General features: G+C 40.1%; 14 protein-coding genes. 10 read left to right on the forward strand and 4 right to left on the reverse strand.

The features are described 5' to 3' along the window. Positions 1-32 precede the first annotated feature (32 nt). The 5 genes from P3J6_RS05980 (at position 33) to P3J6_RS06000 (ending at position 3,688) form a co-directional block, all read left to right on the forward strand. Positions 33-1,133, forward strand: coding sequence for an alkene reductase (locus P3J6_RS05980; RefSeq protein WP_198522461.1), 1,101 nt, complete (start codon positions 33-35; stop codon positions 1,131-1,133). A 33-nt stretch (positions 1,134-1,166) separates the two neighbouring features. Next, a complete protein-coding gene (locus P3J6_RS05985; RefSeq protein ID WP_198522462.1) occupies positions 1,167-1,706 on the forward strand; it encodes a YbhB/YbcL family Raf kinase inhibitor-like protein in 540 nt (179 codons plus the stop codon). A gap of 19 nt (positions 1,707-1,725) precedes the next feature. Further along, positions 1,726-2,658 carry a polysaccharide deacetylase family protein gene (locus P3J6_RS05990; protein ID WP_198522463.1) on the forward strand — a complete coding sequence of 311 codons (933 nt, stop codon included), beginning with the start codon at positions 1,726-1,728 and terminating at the stop codon, positions 2,656-2,658. Between the two features lie 196 nt (positions 2,659-2,854). Then, positions 2,855-3,424 carry a DUF2799 domain-containing protein gene (locus P3J6_RS05995; protein WP_198522464.1) on the forward strand — a complete coding sequence of 190 codons (570 nt, stop codon included), beginning with the start codon at positions 2,855-2,857 and terminating at the stop codon, positions 3,422-3,424. 30 nt (positions 3,425-3,454) lie between these two features. Then, entirely contained in the window at positions 3,455-3,688 is a 234-nt protein-coding gene (locus tag P3J6_RS06000) for a hypothetical protein (protein WP_232735468.1), read from the forward strand. Positions 3,689-3,748: 60 nt separating this feature from the next. Here the strand turns inward: P3J6_RS06000 and P3J6_RS06005 are convergent, their stop codons facing one another. Genes P3J6_RS06005 through P3J6_RS06020 form a run of 4 tightly spaced genes read right to left on the reverse strand, consistent with a single transcriptional unit; the run spans position 3,749 to position 7,226 of the window. Beyond that, positions 3,749-4,249 (reverse strand): DUF3299 domain-containing protein, encoded by a 501-nt coding sequence (locus tag P3J6_RS06005; RefSeq protein WP_198522465.1) that lies wholly within the window; start codon positions 4,247-4,249, stop codon positions 3,749-3,751. A gap of 14 nt (positions 4,250-4,263) precedes the next feature. Further along, positions 4,264-5,502, reverse strand: coding sequence for an ABC transporter permease (locus P3J6_RS06010; protein WP_198522466.1), 1,239 nt, complete (start codon positions 5,500-5,502; stop codon positions 4,264-4,266). Beyond that, positions 5,499-6,185, reverse strand: a complete 687-nt coding sequence (locus tag P3J6_RS06015) for an ABC transporter ATP-binding protein (protein ID WP_198522467.1) — start codon at positions 6,183-6,185, stop codon at positions 5,499-5,501. Before P3J6_RS06015 ends, P3J6_RS06010 begins: the two co-directional genes overlap by 4 nt. Before the next feature lie 6 nt (positions 6,186-6,191). After that, positions 6,192-7,226 carry a CDP-glycerol glycerophosphotransferase family protein gene (locus P3J6_RS06020; protein ID WP_198523776.1) on the reverse strand — a complete coding sequence of 345 codons (1,035 nt, stop codon included), beginning with the start codon at positions 7,224-7,226 and terminating at the stop codon, positions 6,192-6,194. Positions 7,227-7,443: 217 nt separating this feature from the next. Between P3J6_RS06020 and P3J6_RS06025 the strand changes: the two genes are divergently transcribed. From P3J6_RS06025 to P3J6_RS06045, 5 genes are all read left to right on the forward strand, one after another. Beyond that, positions 7,444-8,547 carry a phosphoribosylaminoimidazolesuccinocarboxamide synthase gene (locus tag P3J6_RS06025; protein ID WP_198522468.1) on the forward strand — a complete coding sequence of 368 codons (1,104 nt, stop codon included), beginning with the start codon at positions 7,444-7,446 and terminating at the stop codon, positions 8,545-8,547. A 136-nt stretch (positions 8,548-8,683) separates the two neighbouring features. Next, positions 8,684-9,349, forward strand: coding sequence for a methylamine utilization protein (locus tag P3J6_RS06030; protein WP_198522469.1), 666 nt, complete (start codon positions 8,684-8,686; stop codon positions 9,347-9,349). After that, the gene (locus tag P3J6_RS06035) at positions 9,339-11,654 is read left to right on the forward strand and encodes a bifunctional diguanylate cyclase/phosphodiesterase (protein WP_198522470.1); all 2,316 of its coding nucleotides are present in this window, start codon (positions 9,339-9,341) and stop codon (positions 11,652-11,654) included. Before P3J6_RS06030 ends, P3J6_RS06035 begins: the two co-directional genes overlap by 11 nt. A gap of 13 nt (positions 11,655-11,667) precedes the next feature. Continuing rightward, the gene (locus P3J6_RS06040) at positions 11,668-12,474 is read left to right on the forward strand and encodes a DUF3034 family protein (RefSeq protein WP_422120977.1); all 807 of its coding nucleotides are present in this window, start codon (positions 11,668-11,670) and stop codon (positions 12,472-12,474) included. Next, positions 12,474-12,893, forward strand: a complete 420-nt coding sequence (locus P3J6_RS06045; protein ID WP_198522471.1) for a group I truncated hemoglobin — start codon at positions 12,474-12,476, stop codon at positions 12,891-12,893. Before P3J6_RS06040 ends, P3J6_RS06045 begins: the two co-directional genes overlap by 1 nt. The last annotated feature ends 33 nt before the right edge of the window (positions 12,894-12,926 follow it).

Consider the following 12,926-nt stretch of genomic DNA (forward strand, 5'->3'; position numbering starts at 1 on the left):
CCAGATAAACATTATTTATAAGAGAGTTAGTTATGTCTATAGAATCCTTATTTGAAGCTAAAACCCTCGGTGGCATGGTTACGCAAAATAGAATTGTGATGGCACCTATGACCCGTTCGCGAACTGCGCAACCGGGCGATATTCCTACTGAACTGATGGCCACTTATTATGCGCAGCGTGCTACTGCAGGACTGATTATTTCTGAAGCAACACAAATTTCTGCTCAGGGCAAAGGTTACTCATTTACGCCAGGTATTTACACGCAAGAACAAATCGAAGGTTGGAAGCAAGTAACACAAGCTGTGCATAAAGAAGGCGGTAAAATATTTTTACAACTTTGGCACGTTGGTAGAATGTCGCACTCTTCATTTCATCATGATGGAACGCCAGTTGCCCCATCTGCACTTGCTCCAGATGCACAAGTTTGGGTGGTAGGCGATGATGGAGAAGGGCGGATGCTTGACTGCCCAACCCCACGAGCACTAAGTGTTAAAGAAATTAAAGAAATAGTAAATGATTATAAGCAAGCGGCAATTAACGCGATTGAAGCTGGTTTTGATGGCGTTGAAATACATGGAGGTAACGGGTATTTGATTGATCAGTTTTTAAGACGCTCAGCAAATAAACGCACAGATGAATATGGCGGTAGCCAAGAAAATCGTATTCGTTTTGCCTGTGAAATTATTAGCGCAATTAGTAATGCCATTGGCGCTCATAAAGTGGGTGTTAGATTAGCGCCTTTTATCACTCAGCGTGGTATGGATGATAGTGAAGCAATTGACACTATTTTATTAGCAGCAAAGCAATTTGAGCAAATTGGTATTGCGTATATTCATCTTGCTGAAGCGGACTGGGACGATGCACCTAGTGTAACACCAGAGTTTAGAGCCGCACTTCGTCAGTATTTTAGTGGCGCGATTATTGTTGCCGGTAATTATACCGAGTATTCAGGTGCGCAGCTTATTGAACAAGGTCTTGCTGATTATATTGCATTTGGTCGCCGTTTTATTGCTAACCCAGACTTACCGTATCGTATTCAAGAGCAACTGCCACTAAACACCATTACCGATGGGAGAACATTGTTTGGAGGTACAGCCAAAGGTTATACCGATTACCCAGCGTATCAAAAGTAACTTTCGTTTTAACTGAAAATATAAGGACTGAAAATGGTTAACTTTTCAAACTCAGCAGTTACTTTACTGATCAGCGGGCTGTTTAGTAGCGTCAGTTTTGCGGCTGAATTTAGTTTATCGAGCCCTGACTTACAGCCAGGGCAGGCAATAAAGAGTGAGCAATATTGGAATAGCTTTGGTTGTCAGGGGGGTAATGTTAGACCACAACTTAAATGGCAAAATGCGCCTAAAAAAGCCAAAAGCTTTGCCGTGACAGTGTATGACAATGACGCACCAACTGGCAGTGGTTTTTGGCACTGGGTAGTACATGATATTCCTTTTACTAGTAACTCATTATCTTCAACGACTTTGCCCAAAGGAGCCATTGAAGGTAATACAGATATGGGTAAGCCGGGATACTTTGGACCATGTCCACCAGAAGGACGCAAGCATAGCTATACCTATAAAGTGTATGCATTGGATGTAGAAAAATTAGCTGTTCCACAAGGAGCAACAAGTGCACTTACAGGGTTTTTCTTACATCAGCACTCTTTGCAAACAGCCGAGATCACAGTAACGGCAGGACCGCGTTAATTAGCTTAGGAGATAAAAAATGAAGGCTTTACCTTTACTCACTGTTTTAATAGCACTGTGTAGCAGTAGGCTGTTAAGTGCGGCCCCATTATCTGATGAATCAGGCTATTGGCCTGATGATGCACAATTAGTGATTTCTATTTCAATGCAATTTGAGGCAACAGCACAAGATAGCTCTGATGCAGGGCCGTTTCCTCAAATAGAGCAGGGTTATCACGACACGATTTCGCCTACTTGGTATCAGTATGGGATGAATGAAGGGATCCCACGATTACTTGATCTATGGGATAAACATAATATTAAAGTTACTTCTCATATGGTGGGTAGGGCTGTGGAATTAAATCCAGCACTTGCTAAAGAAGTGGTTTCACGAGGGCATGAAGCATCAGGTCACGGCCAAACATGGACACCACAATATTCTATGAGTGTTGAACAAGAGCGCGCTTCATATATTAAAAGTGCAGATATTATCGAAAAAGTCACAGGCATGCGGCCGGTTGGCTTTAATGCATTTTGGATGAGACACTCAAAAAATACACTTACGCTTTTGCAAGAGCAGGGGTTTATTTATCATATTGATGATCTATCGCGTGATGAGCCTTCTTTTACACCAGTAAATAGTAAGCCTTTTGTGGTTGTACCTTATACATTTCGTAATAACGACATTGTGCGTTACTCAGGAAGCACAGCTATGACGGCTCGAGCGTACTTGCAAGAGTTAAAGGATGAATTTGATGTGTTATACGCCGAAGGTAAGCACAAAAGACGGATGATGTCGATTAGTACTCATGACCGTATTGCAGGCACACCAGCACGGGTAAAAGCGCTTGATGATTTTATCCAATATGCAAAACAGCATGCAGGTGTTAAATTTATGCGAAAAGATAACATAGCCCGTTGGATAATGAAGCAAAATAATGTACCAACTAATCCGACTCAAACGGTTAGATAAAGAAAATATCTATGAGGCAGCTTTTTAATATTATAAGTGTGCCTCATGTTATTTTTAGTGATGAAGGGATTAAGTTTTGTCGTAAATTTTAAACTTCAACGGAATTAGAATAGCTTGTTACATTTTTATCATTCACTTTAAACGAGTATCTCTTAAAATGGGTACTTGAATAGTCTATGACATTTTAGGAAATAGCATGTTTAGCCGTTGTATGTTTATTTTATTTCTACTACCTCTATCAGGATGCTCTTCTTTGTCTCAGGATGAATGTATACAGGCCAATTGGACAAATCTAGGTTTTAGTCATGGTGAGCAAGGGTATACATTTGAACATGGCAGAGAAATCATATCTGCTTGTAGTGAATTTGGCATCATTGCAAAATTAGATGATTATCAAGCTGGTTACAAACAGGGGCTCGCAGCCTTTTGTGAACCTGAAAATGGCTTTACTCTCGGTTTACGAGGCGATGCGTATAACGGGGTTTGTAATGACACACAGTTTAGAAAAGCATGGCAAGAGGGTAATGAGCGTTATCAATTTGAAGCAAGAAAAGCCGAGATAGATGATCGACTCAATGAGATTAATTGGCGGTTGCAATCTATTAGTAATGAATTAGCGAGTGATAAAGCGTCAAGTAGCCAAAATAAAGAGTTACGCCGAGAGCGAGAGCTATTGGAGAGAGAGCGTCGTGATTTAAGAAAAGAAAAAGCACTTCTGCCATTACTCAACAAGCTTCCTTCATGGCATTTTGAGTATGAACTATAATTTATATTGTATTCTTTTAAGGTGATTAATATGAAAGTAATATCAATTTTAATAACATTTCTGATCCTCAGTGGGTGTGCGTCAAAAGAAATGCCAGAGGGTTATGGAGATGAAGTATTTGCAGAGCATGAGTGCTTAGGTGGTGAGGTTGAAACAGACTATAGCTACACAATTTTTAGCTCTGACGAAGATGAAAGCAATAAGAGTACGGTGAAGTCGACTTGTCATCCAGTAAAACTCAGTCTGAACTTGAGCGAGATATAAGGACGGGTGGTTGATAGAACAAAATAAAACCCACTTTAAAAGTGGGTTTTATTTTAAGAATTAAAGCTCAAAGGGAGCAACACCGACAGCTTGCATTTGATAACCCACTTGGGCTATTTCGCCAGACCAAGTTTGCGTTTTAATAACGCCCGTTACAACAATCGCATCATATAAGCTATCGATAGGCACACCGCCTTTAATAGTTACATGAACCAGCTGGTTTGGCGGTGGGGGTGGCACATGAATACAGGCACCAAAGTAAGGGACTAATAAAAACTCGGTAATAAGTTCGCTGTCACCTTCAAGTGGCACAACAAACCCAGGTAAGCTAACAGACTGCCCATCAAGTGCTTTGACAACCGGCGCGTCCAAATCAGGTTGCACCCAGTTTTGCTCACTGCCTTCGTGATTAGCTTGTGCTTGGCTATCTATTTGCACATGCCCTTGTGGGATCAAGTCTTCCCAAAAAATTTCCTTCGGTGGATTTGCAATGCTAGCAAAGCTAATTAGCACTGCGCTTAAGAGCATTAAAAAGTGTGTAGTTACTTTAAACAACGTCATGATCATCCTAAAGTTTATATTTTTATACTCATACCATCACTAAGAGAATAAAAGTAAGCGCGTGTAGCGGGGATCAAGCCAATAATGAATCCCGCGGCCATAATAACGCCAATTAAAGTGAGTTCATAGTCAGAGAGCATATTGATATTAATACTCACTCCAGCTTGGCTCTGTAAGTAACCTGCCGTCGTACCCATAAGCGCATAAAATAAAATACAGCCTACCAAGCAGCCTAAAAAGGTGGTGAGTAGTGATTCTATACTGATCAGTGAAAATAATTGCCAAGGGCGGGCACCCACAGAACGCAGTATTGCCAGTTCTCTGCGGCGTTGATTAAGGTTAGCCAGCAGTGTGGTTAACATACCGAGCAAGCTAATAATAACCACCAAAAATGAAAATAGCAGTAGGATCTTTTCTATTATTGCCAGCATTTCCCAAAGCTCTTTTAGTGTGACTGTGGGCATAATCGCTAATAGAGGTTCTGGTTTAAATTGATTTATGTTGCGCCTAATTTGTAGCGTATAAAGTGGTGAGTCGAAGCCCATTAAAAAGGCGGTAATTTGTTTTGGATGGCCAACTAGTGCGTGGTTTGAGTGATCATGATGATCGTCATGGCCGCCACCATGGATCAATTCAATTGCCGCCAGCGGTACATGCAAGGTTTTATCTACAGGGGTGCCAGTAGGCTTTAAAATACCAACCACTTTGAAAGGGTTATCATCATGATGATGAAAGCTAGTGTTTCCCATACCATGAGAAATTACAATTGCATCACCAATTTTATAGGCCAGTTTACTTGCAACCTCACTACCTATAACAACTTCATTGATGCTAGAAAAAGCCTTCCCTTGTTCAAATGCTAAGGGCTGTTTTTTAGCAAATCGATAGTGCTTAAAATAATCGAGTGTGGTGCCTAAGACTGCTTGGCCTTTGTGGCTATCGCCAAGGCTAATAGGAATGCTCCACTTAACCCCGCGCTGTTTTGTTATGTATTGATAGCTTTGCCAACTCACCCCATTATTGGTGTGGCCAATTCTAAACACCGAGGACAGTAGTAATTGAATATCGCCCGTGCGTGCGCCAACAATTAAATCGGTACCCGAAATGGTATTACTAAAACTACTTTTAGCATCTACGCGAACGCGCTCAATACTGAGTAATAACATGACGCTAATCGCAATAGTGAGCAATGTCAGTAATACGCTGGCACGTCTATTTAGCAAACTTTTATAGGCAAGTTTAAATAAAATCATACATCACCTTGTAAATTTACTAAGTCGATTGTGCGGTTAAAGAGAGGCTTTAATGTTTCATCGTGACTGACAAAAACAAGCGTGCTGTTACTTTTTTTTGCTTGTTCAAATAGCAGCTTAATAAAGCTTTCACGATTTTGGGTATCAAGTGCTGAAGTAGGCTCATCGGCAATGATAAGTTCAGGACTGCCTATAAATGCGCGTGCTGCAGCAACTCGCTGTTGTTGCCCAATACTCAAAGTGGCAACATTTTGATTATGAAGGTGCGGCTCTAACCCAAGTGCGTTGAGAAGTCGGGCAGCTTCTTTGGTTAAACTCTCAGTTTGGTTGAGCACGTGTCGCTGACGCTTTTTCGAAAATTGGCACCCTAAACATACATTTTCTAATGGGGTTAAATAAGGCAGTAAATTAAAGTTTTGGAAAATATAGCCAATATGATCCGCTCTAAATGCATCGCGCTGTGCATTGGTAAGCGCACTTAGATTTTGGTTCAAAACACAAAGTTGGCCGCTAGTGGTTACATTAATGCCTGCTAGTAGTGCCAGTAAGGTAGATTTACCACTGCCGCTTGGCCCATGTAAAAAAACATGTTCACCTTCATCAATGGCGAGTTGCTCAATAGTGAGAGTGGGGCTGGCTGCTTTTTTATGCCATTTAAAAGATACATTCTCAAGGTTGATCATAACGTCTTACCAACTCCAATAGTTAAGTCTTTTGCGCATTTTAAATTGTCTAATAAGATTAAGTGGTTTAGCTTTGAGCTTTTCATCACTATGCAACAGTTCATTGGTTGCGCAAAGTACTCGTTGGCTTGACTTACCATCTGTGTATGGGTGTAATTCTTGGCAAAAAGTTTCAATATTATCCACAAGTTCTTTTGGGTAAGTTAGTGCATAGTCTATTGCGGCTTCAACGTTATTTTTATCTGTAATATCAAGTAAGTGTTTTTCAGGTGCTTTATTACAAAACGTTACAACCGGTTTTCGTTGTACCAAAAACATCAGTAATATGGATGAAGTATCGCACAGCATTACATCAGCAGATTGCAGTAATGGAATAACATTATCTGTTTCAACAAAGGTTAGATTGTCATTACTTAATGCTTTGTATTTATCAACCCACTCTTGCGGCATTTTCGGATGAAACTGAACTAATAGTCGCCATTTACCGCTTTCGCTAAAGTGTTTTATTTGTTCATAAAGTTTAGGTGCAAGAGATAGCCTTTTTGAAAACGTAGAGCAGATCAATACCGTTGGGCGGGAGTCTGTTTCATCAATATGGCTAGGCTTTGAGTTACCGTTAAAAAATTGATCTAGGGGAGGCCAACCTGTTTCTACTACCTTAAAATAACCCAGTTTTTTTTGTAACGCCGTAAATGGAGCCGTTGTATTTGGGCCTTGTGTACAATATAAATCAAAGCAGCCCCGCACTTTAAAATGATCGTTTTGGCCTTTTTTGTTTAGCTTTCCTGCATCAAAGCCGTGAAAAACAGCCACTTTCTTTCCGGGAAAAAATGTAGGGATGGAGTTCGCTGGTGCAAAGGTTGCGTCAGGCTCCCATTGATTTATTTCATGAATAGAGTTTAGCGTTTTTTCATCACTTTTTAGAAAGTCTGGATTAACATTATCACCCTCTAAAAACCATTTAACTTCCCCTCCTTGAGCTAATATTTCTGCTTGCAAAGGCCTTAAAATAGCATAGGAATAATTTTGGGAAATATACATTAAATATTTCTTATTCTTAGTGGCAGTTAAATAGTTCAAGCTAGCTCCTCAGGGCAAGTAATCATGCAAGTTTACCCCAATGCGTCAGCTAGATAAATATTCTGAGATGATTTGTTTTTAGCCTAAGATTGAGCTTTGTGGTTGCCTAGATTATTATAGAGCGCCTAACCCCAATTCCATACTTTGCTCTTTGAGCATGCCAAACCCCGGAGATAGCATGACTAGCTATAAAGTTTTAGACGTAAACGATGACTTACCCATTCGTACTAAAGGTAAAGTACACAGTGGCAAAGTGCGTTCAGTTTATTGGTTAACTGATGCAGATAGCAAACGCTTAATAAATGAAAAAGGCTATAACGTTCCTGCCGATACTGAATTAGCCATTATGGTTATTTCAGACAGAATTTCTGCTTTTGATTGCATATGGCAAGGTGAAAATGGCCTAAATGGCGTTCCTGGTAAAGGGATTGCATTAAACTCAGTCGCTGCTCATTGGTTTAACATGTTTAATGAAGCCGGTTTGGCGGGTAATCATATTGTTGATATTCCTCATCCATACGTATGGATTGTTCGTAAAGCCAGTACAGTTAAAGTTGAAGCGATTGCTCGTCAATATATTACCGGCAGTATGTGGCGCGACTACGCCAAAGGCGAAAGACACTTTTGTGGTTTGCAACTTCCAGAGGGCTTAAAAGCGAATCAAAAGCTTGAGCAAGTACTCATTACTCCTTCTACTAAAGGTATTATAGAAGGGGTGGCTGATATTCCTGCCGTTGATGATGTAAATATTACGCGTGAAAATATTACGAACAACTTAGATGTTTTCAATTTTAAATCGGCTGACGATGTCACCAAATATGAAAAATTATTGGTAGAAGGGTTCGAGCTAATTAGTAATGAGTTAGCTAAGCTTGGCCAGATTTTCGTTGATACCAAATTTGAATTTGGTTACGTAGAAGATTTAAATGGTGCTCAGCAGCTTATTTATATTGATGAAGTAGGGACACCAGATTCATCGCGTATTTGGGATGAAGCATCTTATAAGAATGGCAAAATTGTTGAAAACTCAAAGGAAGGCTTCCGTCAGCTGTTAATTAATAACGTGCCAGAGAGTGATGTATTATTAAATAAAGACCGTATGGCTGAGCGTGAGCAGCTAGCAAAAGATTATATTTTACCTGAGTCAGTAATGCTTGAAGTGTCTGACACTTATGTGGGTATTGCTAGCAAAATTGTCGGTAAAGAGATCGTTATACCCAATGATCCGCGCCAAGAAGTGATTGCAATTTTAGATACTGACTACGGTTTAATTAATCACTAACGAGCAAGTTAATCTTAATGATAAAGCTTGTTTCAACTAGTGAAAAAGTATTTATTTTTAGTAACTGAGCTATAATTCTTGCAATTAGTGCTCGTCTCTAATTAACTTAACCTATGGTGAATATTTAGGTGTGATTATGTTAGAGCGAGCAATGCAAGTTATTGCAAAACGTCGTTATTTATTAGTACTGGGTGCATTGTTTAGTGTATCGGCGTTTGGCAATACCATTAATTTGGTTATTAAAGATCAGCATGGCCAAGTATTGCCTAATGCTGTCGTAGAAATAAATTATTTACCTTCCTCAAAAGCTACGGGCAATTTACCCACGGTGGTAATGGATCAAGTTGATAAACAGTTTTCACCGCAGCTGCTTATTGTACGTCAAGGTCAGTACGTAAACTTTCCAAATAGCGATAATATTCGCCACCATGTATATTCTTTTTCAAAAGCAAAGCCTTTTCAATTAAAGCTCTATTCTGGCCAGCCAGAAGAACCCATTAAGTTTGATAATCAAGGGGTTGTTGTTCTTGGCTGCAACATCCACGACTCTATGGTGGGCTATATTTATGTTGCTAACAGTAATCATGTGTATACCAGCAACGAGCAAGGCCAGATAAAACTACAAGTTGACTCTTTTCCTGTGCAAGCCAGTATCTGGCATTCGCTGCAAACAGCTCCTTTGGATAATAAAAAGCTGTTTGATATAGAATCAACTAACCCAGTATTAATCGCTATTAATACATCTATGCCTGCACCACGTAATACCTTTGGCAGTCAATTTAGGGAAGGTAATGGGCAATAATTTACGTAGTCGCATAACAACGCTATGCGTTGGCTTGGTGTTACTCACTACCTTACTCAGTTTGGCGAGTTTTTGGTGGTCTACGAGTAAATTTCAGGCAGAAAAAGTCCAGCAAAATATAACGGTTGCACAAAGCGTTTATAAACAATACTTAAAATCAAAAGAGAGCTTGCTATTAACCGCCGCTAAAGTATTAACTGCTGATTTTGGTTTTAAACAAGCAGTTGCTACTCGCGATGCAGCCACCATTAGTAGTGTGCTATACAATCATAGCCAACGGATCAATGCCGATTTAATGCTGTTGCTCGATTTATCAGGGCGGTTAGTCTCTGCTAATGTTAATGCACAAAATTTTGCAGACAACCTACAGCCCTTAATGGATGAGTTATTAAATAATTCTGAGCAATCGAGTTTTGTCGTGTTAAATAATCAGCTTTATCAAGTCATATTATTGCCCGTTAAAACCCCCAGAACTATTGCTTATAGCTTGGTCGGCTTTAAAATCACGTCGGCTGTTGCTACTGAGCTGAAAAGCTTAACCGGTATGGAAGTTAGTTTTGTTGCGCAGTTAGATGACTTTGCAGCAAGCTCGTTTGTACCTCAAACTAAAAAATTTCAACCCATAGAATACTTTGAAACTAAAATTATAGCTCGTTTTTTTGCTGAGTACTTGGCCTATGAAAATCAACAAATAGCTTTACCGTCTTTGCAATCGCATCCAGTTACCCTATTACTAAGTGCTGATTTAACTTCAAGTTATCGAGATATTGAGCAGCTATTACTAACGCTAGTTACATTGGCCGTATTAACCATGTTATTTGGTGTGATCACCAGTAGTCTGCTGGCCAATAACTTAACCACCGGGCTTACACAGTTAGCGGTTATTGCAAGGCAATTTGCCAAAGGCGACTACCGTTTTAAATTTGAAGGTAAAAAACAAAGTAGCGAAGTAGAAACGTTAGTTAGTGCGTTTAATAACATGGGTAATGATATTAATAAGCGTGAGCAGCAAATAAGTTTTCAAGCACATCACGATACTTTAACAGGGTTTTATAACCGTTCTGCTATGTTAGATTTATTAGCAAAGCAGCTCACTAAAGATAAACGCTATACGCTTGTTGCTATTGATATAAAAGGCTTAAGGCACATAAACGACAAACTTGGTCCACAAGTAGGAGATGAATGCTTAATTGCAGTGGCAAACCGTATTCGTCAATTCTCTGATGAGCTTGGTGGGTTTCATGCACGAATTGGCGGCGATGAGTTTTTAACGGTTTACCCCAGTGTGGAGGCTGACCAAGTAAAATGTGCTGTAGCCGATTTAATTGAGCAATTACAGACACCTTATCAGATTAAAAGCTTAAAAATAAATTTGCGTTTTAACGCCGGGATTGTGCAGTACCCTGGGCAAGGCGTGAAAGCAGACGATTTAATGCGACGTGTACTCATTGCTGTTGATGCGGCTACAACAAGCCAACAAAGCTTACATTACTACCAAAATGGTGAAGATGAGGCGCACTTAGACCGTTTAATCATGCTTGATGAGCTCAAACAAGCGATTGATGATGATAACGGGCAACTGTTTATGACTTATCAGCCTAAGTTGAATATTAAAAGTCAGAAAATTGATAAGGTTGAGTCACTTATTCGTTGGCAACGTGATGATGGGAGTTGGGTTTCGCCTGAAGTGTTCATTGATTTAGCTGAGCAGTCAGGATTAATTGTGGAACTAACTGCCTGGGTTGTCGATACAGTTATTGCGCAAATAGCCGATTGGTATAAAAAAGGGATTCACTTACAGGCAGCCATTAATGTGTCAGCCCAAGATATTGCGCATGCGGGATTTCATAATTTGTTAGTCGCGACCTTAAAGAAATATCATGTAAGCCCAAGTTCTGTCACTATTGAGTTGACGGAGCGCGATATGATCGAAAATGAAGCTCAAGGTATCAAAGCGTTAGAGAACTTAAAAACTATCGGTGTTAAAATATCACTAGACGATTACGGTGTCGGGCAAACATCATTGGGGCGATTAAAAATGTTACCTATTGATGAGCTTAAGCTAGATAAATGCTTTATTTTAACTTTGCATGAGTCACAAAAAGATCAATACATAGTGCGCTCGTCAATCACACTTGGACACCAACTTGGGTTTTCAGTGGTGGCCGAGGGCGTAGAAACGGCAGCGTCTTTATCATTGCTTCATGAAATGCAATGCGATCATGCACAAGGTTACTACTTGAGTCGTCCTTTAAAAGCACAACAACTAGAACAATGGTTAGAGGAATATCAGGGTGTACATTAAATTTTTACTGAGCATGACACTCTTATTTTGCAGTACGCTAACTGTAGCTGCAACGGGAAAACTATTAGCAACACCGGGCGTGTCTCAAGTTGAAGGCAGTGCAGGAGGAGGGTTAGTTCCTTGGGCGCAGCTAGCAGGTTATGCTAGTGAGGACGAATGGGCTGTTAATGGCTTTTGTAGTCGTGCTGATGTAACAGATTACCGCCTAGATGCCTGTGGTGTGCAGCTTAACCTATTTAATCGTGTTGAACTTAGTTATGCAGTGCAGCAGTTTGATGTGCCTGCGCTTAATACGGAAATAGAGCAGTCAATTTCTGGGGCAAAAATTCGTTTATATGGTGATATAGTATACAGTAAGTGGCCGCAGCTAAGCATGGGTGTACAGCATAAATCACTGGATGATGGCACAGTTGCAAAGTTGGTTGGCGCAAAAAATACCAGTGGTACAGATGTGTACCTAGCAGCCAGTAAATTACATTTGGGCGCACTTGCTGGGTACAACTGGTTTTGGAATGTGACCACCCGTTACAGTAAAGCCAATCAGTTAGGGCTTTTAGGATATGGAGGGGCTAATGAAGGTAGCCATATTTTACTAGAAGCAAGTAGTGCGGTGTTTGTAAGTCGTGAACTTGCTATTGGCATTGAGTATCGACAAAAAGCCAATAACCTAGGGTTAGGCGAACAAGATTGGCGCGATTTATTTATAGCGTGGATGCCAAATAAACACGTCAGTGTAACGGCGGCCTATTTAGACTTAGGGCGGATTGCTGGTGTTGATAAACAAACCGGCTGGTATTTATCGGTAACGGGGTATTGGTAATGAAAATTAGAGTGTTTACTTTTTGCTGTTTAAGCTTACTTGCAGGATGTGCTGCTCAGCCTAATACCTCTTTGTATCAGCAGCTAGGCGAACAAGCTGGGCTTGAAAAGTTAACTGACAGTTTTATTGTTCAAATAGGCAATGACAAACAGGTGTTTCATTACTTTGAACACAGTAATATTAGCCATTTTCGACAAGGGTTTATTAGCCACTTATGTTCGCTGGTGGACGGCTCTTGTGAATACAAAGGCGACTCGATGGTTGCGATTCATACGGGTATGAACATAAATGAAAAAGACTTTAACCACGTTGTCGATTTATTAATAAATGCAATGAACGAGCAAAATATCTCACATACAGTGCAAAATAAAATTTTAGCTAAAATGGCGCCACTGCGTGGCGAAATTATTAAGATTTAATACTTTATAATCAAACGGATACATATAAAAACA

This window comes from Pseudoalteromonas sp. 3J6, assembly GCF_903995135.1.
Taxonomy (GTDB): domain Bacteria; phylum Pseudomonadota; class Gammaproteobacteria; order Enterobacterales; family Alteromonadaceae; genus Pseudoalteromonas.